This is a genomic window from Paraconexibacter sp. AEG42_29 (assembly GCF_040581415.1).
Taxonomy (GTDB): Bacteria; Actinomycetota; Thermoleophilia; order Solirubrobacterales; family Solirubrobacteraceae; genus Paraconexibacter.
This window is the reverse complement of record NZ_CP114014.1, coordinates 2,571,393-2,591,221: the sequence shown is the minus strand read 5'-3', so window position 1 is coordinate 2,591,221 and position 19,829 is coordinate 2,571,393. Positions and strand designations below refer to the sequence as shown.

Below are 19,829 nucleotides of genomic sequence, written 5' to 3'. Positions count from 1 at the left end.
GTCGCGGCAGCTGGGACCCCCACACCATCGCGATCGCCGACGACCCCTTCCGTCCTGACCCACGCGTCCCTCCATCCCGCCCGAGGCGGCTCGTGGAGGCCGCGACGCGGACCTTTCGCGTTCAGGAGGCGCGCGTCGGGCAGCTCGAGCGGCGTCTCGAAGCGCGGTATCCCCGGCTGTACGACCTCCGACACGCCGCGGAAGGCGTCGGCCGGGTGGTCTGGCCGGTCCTGGGCCCGCTGCTGGCCGCGCTCGTCCTGCTGCCGCTGCTCGCGTTCCTCGCCGGTCTGTGGGCCCTGCTGGGCGTGGCCGGCCTGCAGTTCAGCCCGCCGTCGATTCCGTGGCCGTCGATCCCGTGGCCGTCGATCACCGCTCCGGGCTGGCTCAGGAGTATCGGCGACGCGCTCGGCGCGGTCCTGTCCGTCGTCCTCGCCGTCGGCAAGTACGTGGCGCTCACCGCCCTGCTGGTGGCCGGGATCGCACAGACCGTGACGGCACGCCGTCGCCGCGCCGCGGCCGAGGCGATCGGCCGCGAGGAGCTGCTCCGCCGCCTCGCGACCGGCCTGACCCGCGTCCGGGACCGCGCCGCCCCCGGCGATGAAGCCGTCCCACTCGGCGAGCTGATCGACACGCAGACCTGATGCCGGCGCTCTGTCGGCGGCGTGTGGCCTGGAGAACCATGCATTTTCTGGACCGCACGCCGCAGCGGTGGACCGCACCTGACGCGGTGGCGACGTCAGCCGGCCGTTCCCAACACCTCGACCGTCGCCCCCACACCCGGCGCTGCTGCCAGCCGCGCGTCGCACGTGACCAGGAGCATCCCGAGGCCTTCCGCAAGCGCCACAAACGCGGCCTCGTGCGCCGAGAGGTCGTGGCGGAGCTCCCACATGCGCTCCATCAGCGGTTCGTGCGGGTAGCGCATGATCGCAAGGTCTCGGAGGTCGGCGAGCGCGTCGTTCGCCCGGTCCTCGCCGAGCTGTCCGGAGCGAACGAGACGGCGCAGCGCGTCGAGGACCTCGACGTCGAGGAGGTGCGGCGCGTGCAGGTCGCCGTCCCCCGCGAGCCGTTCGAGCACCGCCGGGTCGGCGCCGATGAGCGCCTGCAGCAGTGCCGAGGTGTCCACGACGAGCACGGCTTCAGCGGTCGCGACCGGCGCGAACGGCCTCGACGATGGCCTCGGCCGGTACGGAGCCCGAGCGGGCGCGGGCGCGCCGCAGGACGTCGGACGCCGCGGGCCGCTCGGCGACGCGCTCGAGCTCGCCGAGCGCGTAGTCCGACAGTGACTTCCCGGCTGCTGCGGCGCGGACGCGGAGCTTGGCGTGGACACCGTCCGGCACGTTGCGGATCTGAATGGTCTTCACGGAGGCGAAGGTAGCAATCTGGGTGTCCTGCACCCATTGTGGGTGTCGTCGGCGCTAACCCAGCGGCAGCGCGGCCTCCAGCACCGTCCCGCCGGCCGCCCCCGGCGTCAGCCGCAGGCCGCCGCCGAGCGCCGCGACGCGGTCCTGCAGGCCGATCAGCCCGCTGCCGGCGACGGGGTCGGCGCCACCGACCCCGTCGTCCTCGACCCGGACCAGCAGCCCGTCCGGCCCCTCGGACACGACCACCGACGCCGCCGTCGCCCGCGCGTGCTTGCCGATGTTCGCCAGCGCTTCAGCGACGACGAAGTAGGCGGCCATCTCGAGCTCGGGCGGATACCGCCGGGGTGTCACCTCGTGGGTGACGGGGAGCGGCATGCGGACGACCAGCGACTCGACCGCGCCCGCAAGCCCGCGAGTGGTGAGCAGCGTCGGGTGCAGGCCCGCCGCGAACGTCCGCAGCTCGGCGATCGCGACCTTCGCCTCCGCCAGGGCGTCGGCGACCAGCGCGTGGGCCGGGTCCCCCTCCGGCAGCCGGCGAGCCGCGGCCGCGATCGTCATCGCAACGCTGGTCAGGCGCTGCTGCGCGCCGTCGTGGAGGTCGCGGCCGAGCCGGCTCCGCTCGCGGTCGGCCGCCTCGATCAGCCGCCGGCGCGACGCGACGAGCTCGAGCGCGTGGACCCGGTCGCGCTCGGCCGTCATCCGGTCCGCCTCGGCCCTGCGCTGGAGCGTCACGTCGCGGAACGCGACCACCGCGCCCCGGCCACCGTCGACGTCGACCGGCGCCGACGAGTAGGACACCGGGACCATCGACCCGTCCCGGCGCACGAACCAGTCGTCGTCGACGTGGACGGTCTCCCCCGTCCGGCGCGGGCGCAGCAGCGGGCACTCCTCCTCCGGGTACGGGGACCCGTCCCGCCGGTGGGCATGGATCGTCTCGTGGCTCGGGAGGCCCAGCAGGTCGTCCGGGGACGGATAGCCCAGGATCCGCGCGCCTGCGGGGTTGACGTAGTTCACGTGGCCGTCGGCGTCGACGACGTAGACACCGTCCGCGATGCTCGTCAGCAGGGCATCGACGAACGCCGGCGGCGCCGCGCTCACGTGATCGACCGGGCCCGGCGCCGCATGCTGCCCTGCCCGTCGCGTGCGTGCATCCGCGCATCGTGACGGATGACGTCGGGCGACCGAGCGGGGCGCGGTAGTGTCGAGCCGGTGCCCCCGCTGCGCGTGCTCATCGCCGAGGACCAGGTGCTGCTGCGCACGGGCATCGGCCGCCTCCTCGAGGACCTCGGGATGGACGTCGTCGCCCAGGCCGCCGACGCCCCGGATCTGCTCCGCAAGGCCGCTGCGCACCGGCCCGATGTCGCGATCGTCGACGTGCAGATGCCGCCGGACGAGACGGACGACGGGCTGCGGGCCGCGATCCGGATCCGCGCCGAGCACCCGGAGATCGGGGTCCTCGTGCTGTCGCAGTTCCTCGAGGCGCGCTACGCCCTGGACCTCGTCGGCGACGACGCGCGCGGGGTCGGGTACCTGCTCAAGCAGCGGGTCGTCGATGTGGACGCGTTCGCCGACGCGGTCCGCCGGGTCGCCGCCGGTGGGTCCGCCCTGGACCCCGAGGTCATCGGGCTGATGGTCGGCCGCCGCCGGGCGTCTGACCCCCTCGAGCGGCTGACCCCCCGCGAGCGCGACGTCCTCGGCCTGATGGCGGAGGGCCGGTCCAACCGCGGGATCGCCGCGGCGCTCGACGTCAGCGTCGCCGCCGTCGAGAAGCACGCCACGCGCATCTTCCACAAGCTGGACCTCACCGGCGAGCCGCACGAGCATCGCCGCGTCATGGCCGTCCTGAGCGTCCTGGCCCCCCAGCGCGGCTGACGACCGGCTACTTCCCGGTCGGCTTCGCCCGTCCGCTGCGGTAGGTCTCGGACTGCACGTGCGGGAACCGGCGCAGCTGGTCCTGGAACCGGTACCCGGGGTCGATCCGGCAGGGCGGCCCCACGTTCGGGGTCGCGTTCGCGCAGTCCCAGGCCGGGAAGATCCCGGCCTCACCGGTGACGCGGCCGGTCAGCGCCAGCGGGTTCAGGTAGGCGTTGCCCCGGTTGGACGCGATGCGCTTCGCGGCGCCGCCCAGCGACTCGGTCCCGATGAGGCTGTACTGGCGCAGGTAGTGCCCCGTCGCCTTCGGGTCACGGCTGGCCGTCTTCGCCGCGGTGGCGACCCCGAGGTTGGAGAACATGTCCGTCAGCGTGTAGCTGTGCTGGCCGATCCAGCCGAGCAGCGGGTTCAGCTCCCCGAGGAACGGCTCGGCCGACTGCAGCGCAGGCCGCAGCCCCTTGAAGATCTCCGTCGACGCGGGCAGACCCGCCTTGGACGCGGCCTCCAGCGGCGTGATCGACTGCAGGAAGCGGTCTAGGTCCGGGGCCGACCGGCCCAGCGCGCCGACGGCCGAGGCCGTGTCCTGCAGCGCCGGGGTGACCTCGCGCAGCACCGGGGTGGCGCGGCCGGAGAATCCCTCGAGGACGGCGGACGTCCGGCGCGACTCGCGCAGGAACGGCGGCAGCTCCTGGAAGACCTCCGCGAACGCCTCCTTGCGCCGGGCGATCGCGCTGAAGGTGCGGTCGCCGCCGGTGACGAGCCGCGCCAGCTGGCGCTCGTCGGCCGTCAGGGCCTCGAAGACGACGCCGGTGTTGCGGACCAGGCCGCGCAGGTCGGCGCGGTTGCGGTCGAGGGTCTCGACGAGGTCGCCGGCCGACTCGACGAACCCGGGCAGGTTGCCGACCGCGTCGTTCAGGTCGCCGCCGCGCTCGTCCAGCGCCTTGCCCAGCGTCTGCTGCCAGGTGCGGAACGCCGCGCGGGTGTACGGGTCGAACGTGTCGAGGATCTCGTCGAGCTTGACGGTCGGCTGCACCCGGTTCAGCGCCAGCCGCCCGCCGTCCGGCAGCGTCGCCTTCCCGGTCCCGAGCGTGATCTCGACGTAGGTCTCCCCCAGCAGCGTCTTCTCGCGCAGGATGGCCCGCGCGTCGCGGCGGATCGGGACGTACTCGGGGTCGATCTCCAGCGTCGCGTCGACGAGGCCGTCCGGCCCGGGCGCGACCTCCTTGTCCGCCACGCGGCCGATCGCCACGCCGGCGACCCGGACCTCGGCCTCGGTCGCCAGCTGCGTCGCCTGACGGAACTGCACGTGGATGCGGTAGCCCTTCGCCTGGAGCGGCGTCGTCCCGCCGAAGCTGACCCACAGGAACAGCATCAGGCCGAAGCACGACACGGCGAAGGCGACCATCGCTGCGATCTGGCCTCGGGTCGGTGCCTGCTTGTTCACCGCTTCGCCTCCGCTGCCCCGGACGCCTCACCGCACGCGGCGGTGTTCTCGAGGACCCCGGACACGCCGAGGATCACGCTCTCGAGCGGGCTGGTCTTGGCCGCCTGCGCCAGTAGCTGGCACGGCGCGGAGAGCACGATCGGCCGGAAGACGCCGTGCGCGTCGCTCTGGGAGAAGAGGTTCAGCGACTGGTGCCCGAGCCACGCCAGGAAGAACAGGTAGCCCTCGTTGCGGCCGGCCTTGTCCGGGCCCTCGCGGCCGCCCGGGTTGTAGGCCAGCATGTTCACCAGGTTGTTGACGACCTTCAGCGAGCGCGTCAGGCCCGGCTCGGCGGCGGCGAGGTCGCGGCTGGCGGGCCGCAGGTCGGCGGCGACGGGACGCGCCGCCCGGACGAACGGGCGGATGTCGCTGCGCAGCTGCGGGGTCGCCTGACGCGCGAGCGGGGCCAGGCTGTCGTTCGCGCGCTTCAGGGCGTCAGGGACGGGCAGCAGCCGCTCGCTGGCAGGCTTCAGCACGACCGCGAGGCGGTCGGCCTCGGTCAGCGCCGTGCGGGTGCTGCGCAGCGCCGTCGGCAGCGCGCGGATGCTGGCGGCGATCCCGTCCTGGGTCGACGCGAGCGTGCGGAAGACCTTGGAGGACTCGCCGATCACCTCGGCGAGGTCGTCGTCGCGGCGGGCGAGCTCCGTGTTGACGTCGGCCAGCGAGCTGACCAGGCGGCGCAGCTCCACGCGCCGTGCCTTGACCGTCCCGGCGACCCGCGCCAGCGACCGGTGCGTCGGCTCGAAGCGCTTGAGGACCGAGCGCAGGTCGGCGCCGCGGCCGTCGAGGCCCGTGCTCGCGCCCTTCAGCAGCTGCGCCACGTGGCCCCGGACGTCGTGGTCCAGGCCGGCGAGGATCTCGTCCGGGTTGACGTCCGGCAGCGTGTTGCGGACCGGGATCGTGAAGCCGCCCTTGGCCTGCGGCGCCTCCTCGGACCCGGGGTTCACGTCGAGGAACATGTCCTTCAGCCCGGTCTTGGGCCGCAGCAGCGCGGTCGCGTCGGTGCGGATGAGGTCCTCGTACTCGCGGTCGATGACGAGCTCGACGAACGCCCGTCCGTCCCGGAGCTCGACCTTGCCGATGTCGCCGATCCGCACGCCGGAGACGCGGATGGTCTGGCCCTGCCCGGGCGTGACGGCCTGTGCGGTCGACAGCTCCGCGCTCATGCGCACCGGCGTGTCCTCGATGAACGGGAAGCGCAGGCGCTGCTGGCCCAGGATGTACCCGCCGACCAGCAGGCTGACCACGATGAGCCCGATGAGCGCGAAGACGTCGCGGCGGACGGACAGCATCAGCGACCGCCCTTCGCGGGCCGGCCGACCAGGCGGCGCAGCTGCGGCATCGCGCGCTCGAGCGTCCGTGCGGCGCGGGCCTGCGCGGCCGGGGTGCTCTGGCTGATCGGGATGGCGTTCTCGAGGTCCTGCGGGTTCGAGCGCAGGTCAGGGCGCTCCTGGGTCTCGCACGGCGTCTCGGGGTGGAACAGCGGCTGCGCGGACTTGGGCGGGTTGGCCTTCAGCGGCGTGGCGGACAGCAGCAGGCGGTCGCCGATCGGGTAGGCGATGTTGACCCCGTTGATCTGCGAGCGGATGTACTGCCCGTGCGCGTCGAAGTTGCGCGACTCGCCGGCGATGCCGGGCAGCCACTTCACACCCTCCTCGAACACGCGGCCGGTCGACGGGAACGGCCCCGGGACGCGGTCGCGCTGCCACGGGCCGAGCACCGACAGCTGGCAGGAGGACAGCAGCCGCGACTGGGTCTGCAGCTTCACGCCGTCCTCGGTCAGCGTCACGAGGTCGGGGGCGGCGGCGCGCAGGTCGCGGGCCAGCCCGCCGAGCTCCTGCGGGCGGACGGCCTGCCGCAGCTCGCGGACGAACGGCAGCTGCGCGTCGAGCGACGGCCCGGAGGCGCGGACCGCGGGGCGCAGCTCGCGGACCAGCTTGCGCAGCGGCGGGAACGCCGTGTCCAGCGAGCGCAGGGCGCGGCGCCCGACGTTCAGCGTCCCGGGGAGCTCGCCGATCGCGTCCGCGAGGGCGTTCTGCTCGGAGCCGATCGCCGACGCCGTGGTGGCGAAGTCGCGTACGAGCCCCTGCAGCGCGGCCGGGTCGCGGCTGAGCGCCGCGGCGGCCTTGGCGGACGAGGACAGGTAGCGCCGCAGGTCGCCGGGCTGCTCGCCGATCGTGGCGTCGGCGATCACGGCCCCGTCGCGGTAGGCGGGGGTCCACCAGCGGATCGACCGGTTGAAGCCCTCGGCGCCGCCCTTCTCCAGCGCCCGGCCGTACTCGTCGAAGATCTGCTGCAGGCTCGCGCGGCCGTCGCGCTCGAAGAGGGTCAGCACGTCGGCGAGGCCGACCGGGGCGGACGTCTGGCCGTCGGCGATCGTCGTGCCGTCCTTCAGCGCGGGAGCCGACGCCGACCCCGGCTTGACGTCGATGAACTCGTTGCCCTCCAGGAAGATGCGCGGCCGGGCCTTGAAGGTCGCGTCGGTGTGCAGCCCCGCGCCCTCCTCGATCTCGATCGTCACCAGCGACGCCCGGCCGGACCCGGGGACGCTCTCGACGCGGCGGACCGTGCCGATGTCGATGCCCGCCACCCGGACGGGCGACCCCTTCTGCAGCTGCATCGTCTCGGAGAAGGCCAGCTTCACCTCGAAGCGGTCCGCGAACGGGTTGCGCTTGGTGAACGCGAGGTACGTGGCCAGCGCGGCGACGGCCAGCACGAGCGCGCCGACCGTCACGTTCGACATCCCGCGGCGTCCGGGCCTCATGGGTTGTCCACCTCGTCGGCGAGGCGCGGACCGGTCTGCGCGTTGCGGTCGAAGGTCTGCCCCTTCGGCACCCGCGCGCGGCCCGTGAAGGTCGTGCCCTGGTTGCCCGGGATGTGCGGGTCGCGGACGATGTTCAGCGACGGGTCCTTCGTCTGCGTGTTCAGGCGCTTGAGGTACCCGCGCTGACCGGCCTCGCAGTCGGCGGCGCCCGACGCGGACACCGCCGGCCCGTAGGACTGGCCGTGCAGGTGGATCGGGACCCCCGAGGACGTCGCCTGGCCGTTCTGCGGCCGCACCGCCCCGGGCGTCGCGATCGACGGGGCGCCCGAGTCGCGGTTGCGCGAGGCGGAGTTCTGCAGCGTGCGCTGCGCGGTGCCGGTCGGGTCGGGCTCGGTGAGGTGCTCGCCCGCGTGCGTGAACGCGTAGTTGAAGTAGTTGCAGACGGTGATGTACGGCCCGACGTGACGGGTCAGCGGGCGCAGGATGTCCCCCAGCCGCCGGATGCCGACGAACGTGGCGCTGGTGGCCGGGTCGCGGCTCAGGACACCGAGGGCCTGGACGTTGTCGCTCAGGCGGCCGGACAGCGCCGGTGCCCGGCGCAGCGGCTCGGGTGCGCCGGCCAGCGCCCGCGTGAGCGGCGGCGCGGCGGCCGGGAGGACGTCGGCGACGCGCTCGATCGCCGCGGCGTTCTCCCGCAGGGCGACCAGCAGCGGGCGCTGGGCGCGCAGCGAGGGGGTGGCGACCGCCAGCGTCGGCGCGGACTCGCGGATCGACTCCGCCAGCGCGTCCTCGTCGGACGACCAGGCCTGGAAGGTGTCGGCGCCGGCGGTGAAGGAGTGCGCGAACGCTTCGGCTTCCGGCGCGACGACCCGGGCGCCGTCGCCGAGCTCCCGGAACAGCTCGCGCAGCCGGGTGCCCGGCGCCGTGAGGCTCCGGGCGACCGGCTCCAGGTGCTCCAGCAGCCGCGGCGCGTCGGACAGCGTGTCGTTCAGGGCGATGCCGCGCAGGGCGAACGTGTTGCCCGACTCGCGGACGACCTTGCCGACCCCGGCGCGCGTCTCCTCGTCGAAGATGTTCTGGTACTGGTCGAGCTCGGTCGCGAAGCTGGTCCGCGTCGTCGGGACGGTGTCCCCGTCGGCCAGGATCCGGGTCGAGGCCCCGCGCGTCAGCTCGACGTACTTGAGCCCGATCGGCGAGCGCGGCCGCACCCGCCAGACCGAGTCGACGGGGACCGCGCCGCTGCTCTCGTCGAGCTTGACCGCGAGCTCCGCGACGACCTTCCCCCGGCTGTCCTGCACCGGCTTGAGGTCCTCGACGAACCCGACCCGCTGACCGCCGATCTTCACGTCGGCTCCCGGCAGCACGTTCGCGCCGCTCGCGACCTGGACCTTGTAGCTCTTGGAGGGCACGAACGGCAGGCCCTTGTTGGCGTTGTACGAGAGGAAGACCGCCGTGACGACGACCAGCACGGCGACCGCGCCGATCAGCACGGGGTTGGCGGTGAGCGCGCTCGAGGATCGGCGGTTCATGGCTTCAGGAGGAAGTCGAGGAGGGACGCCTGGCCCTCGCGGGGCGGTGCCGGGGCCGGCTGCGGCGCCCGCTTCGGCAGGAGGCCGCCGGCGCCGAGGACGCCGGTGAGCAGGCGGTCGAGCGCCTCCGGGACGGACGGCGCCTTCGACGGTGCCGCCGGCGCGGTCGCGGCGCCGGGTGCCGCCGCAGGGGTGGTCGCCGGCGCGGGCCGTCGCTCCGGGCGGGCCGCGCCGCCCGAGTCGTCCCGCTGGGAGATCGTCGCCGCGGACTGCGGCGCCTGCTCCTCCTCGAAGTACTTCGTGAAGTCCGGGGACGTGACGCCCGGCTGGTTCGGGCCGAGCCAGGCGCGGCACCGCGCGCTCTCGGAGTCCTGTGCCCGGGCGGCGTCGGCGTACGGGCCGCAGCGCCCGTCGCTGAAGGTCGTGACCTTGAGGTTGTACGACGTCCCCGAGTACACGTTGATCGCCTGGCTCTGCGCCCACACGTACCGCATCAGCGATTCGAGCCCGCTGAAGCCGCCGTCCTTCCCGTGACCGGCGCGCTCGTCCTTCTCGACCGCGAAGGCCGGGTCGTCGAGGTGCTCGAGGATGAACCGCAGGTTGGTCGTGGCCTCGGGGAGCGTCCGCGCCGCCTGCCGCAGCTTGCCGATGGGCGCGCGCGCGTCGAGCAGCGCCGGGCGGCTCTCCCGCGCGGCCTTCGCCAGCGCGGCGGTCGCGGGCCGGGCGGCGTCCGCGAACGGGGGGACGGCGTCGAGCAGGCCGGCCAGCCGCGTCGCCTGCTCGCCCAGCTTCTGCACGGCCGGGCGCTGCGCGACCGCGGCCTCGCGCAGGCGGTTCATCGTCGGGCTCAGCTCCCGCAGGAAACCGGGCAGCAGCTGGAACTGCCGCGCCAGCGCGGGGCGCTCGCGGGCCGTGGCCCGGGCGGTGTCGCGCGACTCCGCGAAGAAGCGGCCGACGTCGGCCCGTCGCGTGCGCAGCCGGGCCAGGACCGTGTCGGCGTCCTGGTACAGGTCGCGGATCGTGGTGCGCTCGTCCTCGAGCGCCTTCAGGAGGCGGTTGGTCTCGCGCAGCGCGGGGTCCGCGCGGCGGATCGTCGTGTTGAGGTCCTCCCCCCGGCCGGCGAGCCCGACGCCGAGCTCGGACAGGAAGATCGACCACCGCTCGCGCGTCGGCCGGCGCATGATGTCCTGGATCAGGTCCAGCGGCACCGTGCCGGCGGTGCGCTCGACGGGGATCGTGTCGCCGTCCTGCATCCGCTCGGCCTTCACGCCGGGCTGGCAGTCCAGGAAGTACTCGCCGAGCAGGGACTGCGCCCGCGATTCGCAGCGGGAGTCGGTGCGCAGGTCGCCGAAGCCACGGTCGGTGACCTCGATCTCGACGCGGGCGCGCATGCCCTTGCGCTGCAGCCCGATGCTCGCGACGGTCCCCGCCCGGACGCCGGCGATCTTCACGTCGCCGCCGTCCACGAGGCCGAACGCGTTGTCGAGCTCGACGAAGTAGCGGGGCGAGCCGTCGTCGTCGGAGGCGCCGCTGGACAGGCCGATGAACAGCAGTGCCGCCACGACGAGCAGGACGCTCGGGCCGATGATGCGCGCACGCGTCATCCGATCGGCTTCTCACTGGGGTCGCACGCGAACTCCGGGGTCGGCTTCCACGGGTTCGATCCGTCGGGCGCGGGCCGCTCCATGGCGCCCGGGCAGCGGTCGCGCTGGACCGACAGCGTCTGCTTCAGCAGGCCCTGGGTGAGCGACGCCGGCAGCGGCAGCAGGTCCAGGAGCGTCTTGGTAGGCGCGATGACGGTCTCGACGCGGCTGGCGTTGCCGAACCCGTCGTAGATGCCGGAGTGGCCGAAGTCGTCGAACCAGCCCGTCAGCTCCACGCCGTAGGCCCGCAGGAAGCCGAGCGGCTCGCGCGCCTCGCGCAGGGCGGCCGCTGCCGCCGGCAGGGACCCGTCGCGCTCCTGGCCATTGCGCTCGGCCTTCTTCGTGGCGATGTCCCGGAGTGCGGGGAACGCGCGGTAGAGCTCCACGAGGTCGTTCCCGGCGCCGGGTCGGCGGGCGAGCGACGCCAGCGAGCGCAGGGTCGGGACCGATTCGGCGGCGAACGGCCGCAGCTGCGCGGCGGTCGCGCGCAGCTTCGGCGCGACGGGCTTCGTGTCGGCCAGCAGCCCGTCGAGGTCGCCGACGGTCCCGCGGAGGTTCGCGAACGTCGTGTCGGCGGTCCGCAGGAAGTCCGGGAGCTGGCCGATCGCATCCGACAGCTCGTCGTCCCGGCTGGCGATCGCCTGCGTGGTGTCCGCCAGGCCGTCGACCAGCTTGGTGACGTCGGTGCGCCGCGCGGCGACGTTCGTGACCAGGCGCGCGGAGTCGACGACGAACCGCTCGAGCACGGCGCGGTCGTCACCGAGCTCGCGGAAGAGGCGCTGCGACGCGGCCAGCGACGGGCTCAGGTACTTCCAGCCCTCGTTCGCGAGCAGCTCGCGGTCCTTCGTCATCTCGCCGGACCCCCGCACCACCTTGCGCAGTCCCGCGCGTGTGCGTTCGTCGAACAGGTTGAAGAACGCGTCCAGGTCGACCGAGGAGGTGGTCTGCGTCCGGCCCAGGACACCGCCCTCGGGGATCTCCGCCCCGGTGCCGCTCGGGATCCGCAGGTCGACGTACTTCCCGGCGATGCTGGACAGGCCCGGGGTGCGCAGCGCGGCGATCGTGCCGCGGCGCAGCGGTGTCACGGCGTCGTCGGTGATCCGCAGCCGCAGCTCGGCCTGACCGTCGTCGCTGAGGCTGATGCGCTCTACGGTGCCGACCCGGCGGCCGGCCACCTTCACCAGACCGCCTTTGGAGACGCCGGAGGCGGAGGCGAACCGCGCGGTCACCTCGTACGGCGAGTCGCTCCGCGACAGCCAGACGACGGCGACGAGGAGCACGATCGCGGCAACGACCGCAACCTGCAACGTCCGGCGCTCGCGCGCACGGTCCCCGGTGGCCCTCCCCGCCATGAGCGCGAGCTTACATACGTTCGCCCGGCGCGCGTCGCGGTGGTCCGGGGGCTGGACGAAATGCCCACCCAGGGCACACCGGATTTCGGTTTCTGAGCGAACCGCGACCCGTGGTCGCCGGCGCGTTCAGTGCCCGCCGGCGCTGTGCCGGCGGTGCATGACGGCGACGACGATGGCCCCGACGGCAAGCCCCAGGACCGCCGAGGCAGCCGTGTTGGTCAGCCAGCCGCCGACGCCGCCCAGCGCGCCGAGGGCGTGGTGGACGTCCTCCTCGAGGTGGTGGACCTGGTCGTACGGCCAGTGCAGCCCGAGGTCGTCGAGGCCGACCAGCAGGATGTGGCCGCCGACCCACAGCATCGCGGCGATCCCGACCGTGCTGAGCACCGAGAGCACCACCGGCATCGCCTTCACCAGGCCGCGGCCGAACGACGCGACCGCGCCCTCACGCGTCCGGGCCAGCTTGAGGCCGACGTCGTCCATCTTCACGATCATCGCCACCGCGCCGTAGACGAGCGTGGTGATCAGGATGGCGACCGCGATCAGGATCAGCGCGCGGGCGACGATCGGCTCGTCCGAGACCTCGTTGAGCGAGATCACCATGATCTCCGCGGACAGGATGAAGTCGGTGCGGATCGCCCCGCTGACGAGCACCTCCTCGTCCGGCGGCTCGGCGTCCGCTGCCGCCTGCTCGTGGCGGTGCGGGCCGACCGTCTCCCACAGCTTCTCGGCGCCCTCGAAGCAGAGGTAGGCGCCGCCGACCATCAGGATCGGCGTCAGGAGCCAGTCCAGGAACTCGCTCAGTACGAGCGCCGCCGGCAGGATGAAGAGGAGCTTGTTCTTCAGCGAGCCGATCGCGATCCGCTTGATCATCGGCAGCTCGCGCTCGGGCTGGAAGCCCTGCACGTAGCGCGGCGTGACGGCCGCGTCGTCCACGATCACGCCGGCGGCCTTGACGCTCGCCCGGCCGGCCCCGGCCGCGACATCGTCGATCGACGCTGCGGCCGCACGGGCCAGGACGGCGATGTCGTCCAGCAGCGCGGCGATCCCGGCGCTCATGACCGTGCCCCGCTGACGGTCGCCGGAAGGGTCGTGTTCGCTGTCCGCACGGCGCAAAGGGTAGACCGCGGGGCAGCGGCCGGGCGCGTCACCCCAGGACGGACGCCACCAGCCCGTGGTGCACGGTCCGCACCTTGTAGTCGGCGCCCTTGTACTTCGCCGCCCCGGATTCGTAGAGGACGTGCAGCTCGTTTCCGGCGATGACGATCCCCTCGGACATGTTCGGCGCCACGATGTCGCGGCCGCGGGGCGCGGTCGGGACGGTGAGCGGCCGGACCATCAGCCTGCTGTCCGCGTCCTCGCCGGTCGAGACGCTCCAGATCACCTGGCTGCCCGTGATCGCCATGCCCTGCGCGCGCCGCGGGACGTTCATCGTCACCTTGTCGTAGCGCGGCACCCCGCCCTTGACGAAGGTGTAGCGGTAGGCCGTCGAGTCCTTGTGCTTGTCGTAGTTGCCGACCCACATCTGCTTGCCCACGATGGTCATGAACGACGAGGCCTTGACCTTGTAGCTCCCGGCGGCCTGCAGGAACGGCAGCTCCCCTGTCCGGCTCAGGACGGCCGTGTGGAAGCGCGAGATGCTGCCGCCGTCGCCGACGCACAGGTAGTTGTCGGACATCGCGAGCGCCCCCACGTGCCCGCGGCGGGGAAGCTCGAACAGCTGCAGGCGCTTCCCGCTGCGGCGGTCGATCAGGGCGAGGCGGCTGTTCTTCTTGCCCTCGCCGTCGTAGTAGGAGATGACGAGGGCGTCGCGCGCCGGCCAATAGGCGAGTCCCTGCGGCACCCAGCGCGTGTCGTGACCGGGGATCTTCGTGTCGCCCCGGTCGAAGATGTCGTAGTAGAGCTTGTACCGGGGCGGGTCGGCGGCCGCGGCGGGGCCGGCCGTGATCGCGGCCGGGACGAGCGTCAGGGCGACCACGGCGGGCAGCAGGAGCGGGGCACGGCGAAGGCGACGGCGGGAGCGGGACATCGCCCGGCGCTACCCCTGCGCGGGTGGGCGCGAACCGGCCGGCGGGCATCCGGTGCGCATCCTGCCGGTCGTGGACCGGCGGTTCAGGGCGCACCGGAACCGCAGTCGTGACCGGCCCGGCGCTCACCGTCGGGCGGCCCGATCGCTGCTCGATGTGCCACCACACGCCACCGGCGCACGTCTTGGCACATCGGCCGGCCGTCAGAGCGCGTCCACGACCACCAGCGCCGCCTCGACCTCGCGCGCCCGTGTCGTGAGGTCGTGGCCCAGCAGGTCCCCTGCCCGCGCGAGCCGTCGCGCGACCGTGTTGCGGTGGATGCCGAGCAGGCTCGCCGTCCGCGTGCGGTCGTGGCCGGCCGCCAGGTAGACGCCGACCGTCGTGCGCAGCTGCGCCATCGCCGGGGTCGGCGCGGACAGGCCCCCGAGCTCGTCGACCGCGAACGCCCGCGCCGCGGCGGGGTCGCGGGTCAGCCGCGCCGCGAGCGCGACGTCCGCGTAGTGCGTCAGCGGCCGCCGGACCGCCCCGCGCCCGGCGACCGACCGGGCCAGCTCGGCCTGCTGGCGCGAGCGGACGAAGCCGGCGACGCCGTCCGCCTCTTCGCCCGCCGCCAGCTGGGCGCCGGCCACCGCCACCGTGCGGGTGAGGCCCTCCCAGTCCACAGGCCGGCCGGGGTGCAGCCACGCGGTCACGGCCGGGCCGTCCCCGAACAGCAGCGGACGCGGGACCCCGGCCTGGCCCAGCGCGTCACGGAGCACCTCGCGCAGGTCCTCCCCGTCCGCGTCCGCCGGCCGCCACGCGACGACGGCCCGGTGCGCGGTCTGCAGGCGGTGGCCGAGCGTGGCCTCGGCCGCGGCGACGTCGGTCACCGTGCCGGCCAGCAGCGCGGCGATCGTGGCGTCCCGGCGGGCGAAGGCGGACCGCAGGTGCGCGTCGCGCTCGCGCTCGTACTCGGCGGTGACGTCGGTCATGGCCGAGTCGGCGAAGCTGAACGACAGCGCACCGATCCGCACGATCGCCGTGCCGGGGTCGGCGACGCCGTGGCGGTCGGCGAGCTCGGCGGCGCGCGCGAACATCGTCGCCTGCCCGAGGCGGTAGGACCGCAGCATCTGGGCCAGGGGCAGGCCGGCGCGGGCGACCCGACGACCGTAGGCCAGCGACTGCGGCGGGGTGACGAAGCCGCCGGTCAGGCCGAGGCGCAGCACGGTCGCGAACTCTCGCAGCAGCGACTCGGTGCCGGCGCGCGCCGCGGCCTCGACGTCGGGATCGGCGACGAGGTCGGGCAGCTCGGCCTGGATGCGGGCCATCACGGCACCCGAATAGGCGGGGAGCGCCGTGTCCAGGTCGGCCGCCAGCAGCGCCTCGAGGTCGTCCATGGTGGTGCAGTTTGCACTATTTCAGCGGTGATCGGCGACACATCGACCCTTCTCGTGGTGTGCGGCACCGGCGAGCATCGTCCCCATGACCACTGCAACCACGACCCCGACCGTCGCGATCATCGGCGCCGGCTTCGGCGGCCTGGCCGCCGCGATCGAACTGAAGCGCCACGGCATCGGCAGCTTCACCGTCCTGGAGCGCTCCTCGCGCGTCGGCGGCGTGTGGCAGGCCAACAGCTACCCCGGGGCCGCGTGCGACGTCCCGTCCGTCATCTACCAGTTCTCCTTCGCCTTGAAGCCCGACTGGTCACGCCGGTTCGGGACGCAGGACGAGATCCGCGCCTACCTGGAGCAGGTCGCCGTCGAGTTCAGGATCGTCCCCCACATCCGGTTCGGGACGACCGTCACCGCCGCGGTCTTCGACGAGGCGACGGCGACCTGGGCTGTCAGCACCGACGACGGCGTGACCGCCAACTACGACGTGCTGATCGGGGCCACGGGTCAGCTGTCGCGGCCGAAGACGCCCGACGTCCCCGGGCGGGCGGCGTTCCGCGGCGCCCAGTTCCACTCGGCCGAGTGGGATCACAGCGTCGACCTCACCGGCAAGCGCGTGGCGGTCGTCGGCGGCGGGGCCTCCGCGATCCAGGTCGTCCCCGCGATCGTCGACGCCGCAGCGCACGTCACCGTCGTCCAGCGGACCCCGTCGTGGGTCGTGAACAAGTGGGACTGGACACCGGGCCGTCTCGAGCAGCGGCTGATGCGCTCCCCGGCGGCGCAGCGCGCCTACCACAACGCGATGTGGCTCTGGTTCGAGTCGCGCTACCCGGTGGTCAAGCGCAGCCTGCGACCGCTGCGCCGCGTCTGGGAGGCGAAGCTGCGCCGCACCATCCGGCGGACGCTGAAGGACCCGCGCAAGGTCGCGGCCGCCACCCCCGGCTACGAGATGGGCTGCAACCGGCTGCTGCTCTCCCGCGAGTGGTACCCGGCGCTCGCGCGACCGGACGTGGACGTCGTCGGCGCCGGCCTGTCCGCGATGGACGCCGGCGGGCTGACCTGCGACGACGGCACGCGCGTCGACGCCGACGTGATCGTCTGGTGCACCGGGTTCACGGCCACCGAGTACCTGGCCCCGATCGAGATCCGGGGCGTGGGCGGGCAGACGATCCGCGAGGCGTGGGCGGACGGCCCCGAGGCCTACCTCGGCCTCTCGACCCCGGGCTTCCCGAACCTGCTGATGAGCTACGGGCCGAACACGAACTCGCTGACCAACACGATCGTCTATCTCCTCGAGCAGCAGGCGTCGTACATGCGTCAGGCCATCGAGCACCTGGCCCGGGTCGGCGGCGCGATCGACGTCCGCAGCGACGTCCACGACGCCTTCAACGCGGAGCTGCAGCAGCGCCTGGGCCGTACCGTCTTCACCACCGGGTGCCCCGGCTGGTACGCCACGGCGTCCGGCAAGGTCACGCAGGTCTGGACCGGATCGCACGTCGAGTACGGCCGCCGCACCCGCCGCTTCGACCCGGCCTGCTACGTGCACGTCCCCCGGTCGGCGGACCGGGCCACCGGCGCCGCAGGGGAAGACGAGTCCGCGGCGACGCTCGCCGGGCACCGCTGAAGGTCCGCGCACCGACCCACCACGCGCGGGCGCGGTCAGTGACGCTCGGCGTCACCCGCGGCATCCCGGCGTCCGATCGCGGCGAGCTCGGTGCGGGAGCGGACGCCGAGCTGCGCGTAGATCGCGGTCAGGCGCCGCTCGACCGTCTTGCGGCTCACGTGCAGCGCCGCGCCGACCTCCGGGTTGGTGAGGCCGCGGGTGACGAGCAGCACGATCCGCTGCGCCTCCGGGTCCAGCGTCGAGAGCGACGACGGGGCAGGCCGCTCGCCGACGGCACGCTGCAGCTGCCGGGTCCGGCGCGCCCACGGCACCGCGCCGATCCGGACGAACGCGTCGAGGGCCTGCTGGAGCGGCGCGCGGGCGTCGGCCCGCCGGCCTGCGGTCCGCAGCCGGAAGCCGACGGCAAGCGCGGTCCGGCCCTGCTCGAACGGCTGCTCGAGCACGGCGGCGCGCTCGTTCGCGACCGCGGTCAGCGCGTCGACCCTCGCGTCGTCGCCGTTCAGGAGGACCTCACAGCGTGCGCTCGCCGCTGCCGCCCAGCGGTTTCCGGACGACGCCGCGGCCTGCGCGAGACCGCAGGCCCGGCCGGCCGCCTCGTCGCGGCGACCTTCGAGGAGCAACGCCTCGACGAGGTCGGCGGCGGACGCGGTGACCGCCGGATGACGGAACCCCGCGCGCGCGGCGAGCACTGCGCTGCGCTCCAGCGCTGACACCGCCCAGGCCGGCCGGCCCGCCGCGAGCTCCGCGAAGCCGAGGGCCGCGTGTCCGTGAGCGGCAAGTCCACCGGCGCCGCGGCGCGTCGCGATGTCGAGCGCCTCCGCGGCCGCCGCCCGCCCCGTGTCGACGTCGCCCTGCAGCGCGGCGGCGCGCGCGAGCACCGTCAGGACGTAGGAGAGCATCGTCTCCTGTCCGGTGTCGCGCGCCAGGGCGACCGCCTGCTCGGCGTCCTGACGGGCGGCCGCGGTGTCGCCGCGGCGCAGCTGCAGCGTCGCCCTGAGGCTGAGCGGATAGGGCCGGCGACCGAGGGCGCTCGCCCGGTCGATCGCGTTCAGCAGCGGTGTCAGCTCGTCCTCGGCGGCGGCATGGTCGTCGGCCCAGATCAAGCACTGGACGGTCAGCGCGAGCGGCTCGGTGACGCGGAGCGGGTCGGCGTCCCGCAGGCGACCGCGGGCCGCGTCAAGCGCGACCCGGCCGCCGCGCTCGTCGCCGTCGACCAGCCGGTCCTGGGCCACCGTCAGGTCGGCGAGCGTGCGAACCGGGCCCTGGGCGCCGGCGGCGACCCGGCTCAGGACGGCGATCGTCCGGCGCTGCAGCTCCTCGTCGCCGTTCATGGTCTGGGCGACGACGGCCTCCAGCATCAGGGTGGTCGCGGTCGTCCCGTCCCCGGCGGCGAGCTGCCGCTCGGCCTCGGCGGTCAGCATGCGCAGCGCGCCCAAGGGGTCGCCGCAGCGTGCACGCACGCTGCCCGCGACGAAGGTGAGCTCGCCGCGGCGTCCCGGCCCGATGCGTCCCTCGGCGGCGTCGAGCAGCGCCAGCGCCTGCTCGACCCGTCCGACGACGGCGAAGTCGCGGGCGGCGTCCAGCTCGCGGCCGGCCCGGTCGGCCGGATCGGCCGACAGCTGCGCCGCGCGCAGGGAGGCCGCGGCGGCCTCCGCATGCCCACCGACGGCGCGGGACCGGCGCGCGGCCTCGTCGAGCGCCCCGGCGGCTGCGTCGTCGGCGCGCGTGGCCGCTGCGGCCAGGTGCCACGCGCGGCGCCGCGGGTCGTCGGTCGTCGCGGCCAGGGCGCGATGCGCGGCCGCGCGCTGGGTCTCGTCCGCGAGGTGGTAGGCGGCGGTCCGCAGCAGCGCATGGCGCAGCCCGACGTCGTCACCCGTGTGGACGAGCACCCCGGCGCGCTCGGCGGGGGCCAGGGCGGCCTCGGGCAGGTCGAGCTCGGCCATGGCCGCGAGCAGCCAGGCCAGTGGCCCGCGGTCGAGCGCGGCCGCGACGGCGAGTGCCCGGACCGTGTCGCCGGGCAGCGCGCTGAGCTGCCGGGTGAACGCGCCGCCCAGGTGCGCTCCCTGGCGGACCGTGATGTCGAGGGGCGCGCGGCCCTCACGCTGGTCGCGGGTCAGCGCCTGCGGGAGCTCGAGCAGCGCGAGCGGGTTGCCGGCGGCATGCCCCAGCAGCTCACCGGCGACCGCCGCGCGCAGCCACGGCGCGGTCCGCTGCAGCAGCTCCCTGGCGCTTGCGTCCCGCAGCGGCGCGAGCGTGTGCTGCTCCAGGCGCGCGGTCTCGGCGTCCCCGCGCGCCGCCCGGGTGGTGCACAGGAACGCGACACGGAGCCCGGCGACCCGGCGGGCGGCGAAGAGGATGGCCTCGCGCGACGCATCGTCGATCCACTGCAGGTCGTCGACGATGACCGCGACAGGGGCCGTTGCCGCTGCCTCGCGCAGAAGCCCGAGCAGCGCCGCCGGAACGGCGAAGCGGTCGTGCGCGGTCGGCGGCTCGGTCTCCAGCGCGGTGCCCAAGGCACGTTGCTGCGCGTCCGGGAGCGACGCGACGAGGTCCATCGCCGGAGCGAGCAGGCGGCGCAGGCCCGCGAACGGCAGGGCGACGTCGGCTTCGATCCCGGCGACGCGCAGCACCATGCAGTCGGCCGAGGCGGCAGCCGCAGTGGCGTCGGCGAGCGCGGTCTTCCCCAGCCCCGGGTCGCCCCGCAGGATCAGCGTCGACCCGCGGGCGCGCCGGACGGCTTCGAGGCGCTCGGCGAGGACGCCGAGCTCGAACTCGCGACCGATGAGAGCGGGCTGCGGCACCGAGCG

Annotated in this window: 16 protein-coding genes; 3 read left to right on the top strand and 13 right to left on the bottom strand. The window is 74.3% G+C overall.

Going from position 1 to position 19,829, the window contains the following annotated elements; genetic code table 11:
- Nucleotides 1-92 precede the first annotated feature (92 nt).
- Entirely contained in the window at nt 93-641 is a 549-nt protein-coding gene (locus DSM112329_RS12485) for a hypothetical protein (RefSeq protein ID WP_354702146.1), read from the top strand.
- Nucleotides 642-736: 95 nt separating this feature from the next.
- On the opposite strand, the gene DSM112329_RS12480 is transcribed toward DSM112329_RS12485, so the two are convergent.
- From DSM112329_RS12480 to DSM112329_RS12470, 3 genes are read right to left on the bottom strand one after another with little or no spacing between them, the layout of a single operon-like run.
- Nucleotides 737-1,123: a type II toxin-antitoxin system VapC family toxin gene (locus tag DSM112329_RS12480; protein WP_354702145.1), complete on the bottom strand. Its 387-nt coding sequence runs from the start codon at nt 1,121-1,123 to the stop codon at nt 737-739.
- A 13-nt stretch (nt 1,124-1,136) separates the two neighbouring features.
- A complete protein-coding gene (locus tag DSM112329_RS12475) occupies nt 1,137-1,361 on the bottom strand; it encodes a hypothetical protein (protein ID WP_354702144.1) in 225 nt (74 codons plus the stop codon).
- Between the two features lie 54 nt (nt 1,362-1,415).
- A complete protein-coding gene (locus DSM112329_RS12470) occupies nt 1,416-2,459 on the bottom strand; it encodes a PAS domain S-box protein (protein WP_354702143.1) in 1,044 nt (347 codons plus the stop codon).
- 111 nt (nt 2,460-2,570) lie between these two features.
- Here DSM112329_RS12470 and DSM112329_RS12465 point away from each other — a divergent pair, with 111 nt between their 5' ends.
- On the top strand, nt 2,571-3,233 hold the full coding sequence (locus DSM112329_RS12465; protein WP_354702142.1) for a response regulator transcription factor: 663 nt from the start codon (nt 2,571-2,573) through the stop codon (nt 3,231-3,233).
- A gap of 7 nt (nt 3,234-3,240) precedes the next feature.
- On the opposite strand, the gene DSM112329_RS12460 is transcribed toward DSM112329_RS12465, so the two are convergent.
- From DSM112329_RS12460 to DSM112329_RS12420, 9 genes are all read right to left on the bottom strand, one after another.
- Nucleotides 3,241-4,677, bottom strand: coding sequence for an MlaD family protein (locus DSM112329_RS12460; RefSeq protein ID WP_354702141.1), 1,437 nt, complete (start codon nt 4,675-4,677; stop codon nt 3,241-3,243).
- On the bottom strand, nt 4,674-6,008 hold the full coding sequence (locus tag DSM112329_RS12455; RefSeq protein ID WP_354702140.1) for an MlaD family protein: 1,335 nt from the start codon (nt 6,006-6,008) through the stop codon (nt 4,674-4,676). Before DSM112329_RS12455 ends, DSM112329_RS12460 begins: the two co-directional genes overlap by 4 nt.
- Nucleotides 6,008-7,480: an MlaD family protein gene (locus DSM112329_RS12450; RefSeq protein ID WP_354702139.1), complete on the bottom strand. Its 1,473-nt coding sequence runs from the start codon at nt 7,478-7,480 to the stop codon at nt 6,008-6,010. Before DSM112329_RS12450 ends, DSM112329_RS12455 begins: the two co-directional genes overlap by 1 nt.
- Nucleotides 7,477-9,009 (bottom strand): MlaD family protein, encoded by a 1,533-nt coding sequence (locus DSM112329_RS12445; protein WP_354702138.1) that lies wholly within the window; start codon nt 9,007-9,009, stop codon nt 7,477-7,479. The genes DSM112329_RS12450 and DSM112329_RS12445 overlap by 4 nt, the downstream gene beginning before the upstream one ends.
- A complete protein-coding gene (locus DSM112329_RS12440) occupies nt 9,006-10,613 on the bottom strand; it encodes an MlaD family protein (protein ID WP_354702137.1) in 1,608 nt (535 codons plus the stop codon). Before DSM112329_RS12440 ends, DSM112329_RS12445 begins: the two co-directional genes overlap by 4 nt.
- Nucleotides 10,610-12,004, bottom strand: a complete 1,395-nt coding sequence (locus tag DSM112329_RS12435) for an MlaD family protein (RefSeq protein WP_354702136.1) — start codon at nt 12,002-12,004, stop codon at nt 10,610-10,612. The genes DSM112329_RS12440 and DSM112329_RS12435 overlap by 4 nt, the downstream gene beginning before the upstream one ends.
- Before the next feature lie 126 nt (nt 12,005-12,130).
- A complete protein-coding gene (locus tag DSM112329_RS12430; protein WP_354702135.1) occupies nt 12,131-13,060 on the bottom strand; it encodes a DUF808 domain-containing protein in 930 nt (309 codons plus the stop codon).
- Between the two features lie 88 nt (nt 13,061-13,148).
- The gene (locus DSM112329_RS12425; protein WP_354702134.1) at nt 13,149-14,030 is read right to left on the bottom strand and encodes a hypothetical protein; all 882 of its coding nucleotides are present in this window, start codon (nt 14,028-14,030) and stop codon (nt 13,149-13,151) included.
- 201 nt (nt 14,031-14,231) lie between these two features.
- Nucleotides 14,232-15,404 (bottom strand): helix-turn-helix domain-containing protein, encoded by a 1,173-nt coding sequence (locus DSM112329_RS12420; protein WP_354702133.1) that lies wholly within the window; start codon nt 15,402-15,404, stop codon nt 14,232-14,234.
- Between the two features lie 85 nt (nt 15,405-15,489).
- Between DSM112329_RS12420 and DSM112329_RS12415 the strand changes: the two genes are divergently transcribed.
- Nucleotides 15,490-17,022, top strand: a complete 1,533-nt coding sequence (locus tag DSM112329_RS12415; RefSeq protein ID WP_354702132.1) for an NAD(P)/FAD-dependent oxidoreductase — start codon at nt 15,490-15,492, stop codon at nt 17,020-17,022.
- Between the two features lie 35 nt (nt 17,023-17,057).
- On the opposite strand, the gene DSM112329_RS12410 is transcribed toward DSM112329_RS12415, so the two are convergent.
- On the bottom strand, nt 17,058-19,823 hold the full coding sequence (locus DSM112329_RS12410; RefSeq protein WP_354702131.1) for an AAA family ATPase: 2,766 nt from the start codon (nt 19,821-19,823) through the stop codon (nt 17,058-17,060).
- Nucleotides 19,824-19,829: the final 6 nt, after the last annotated feature.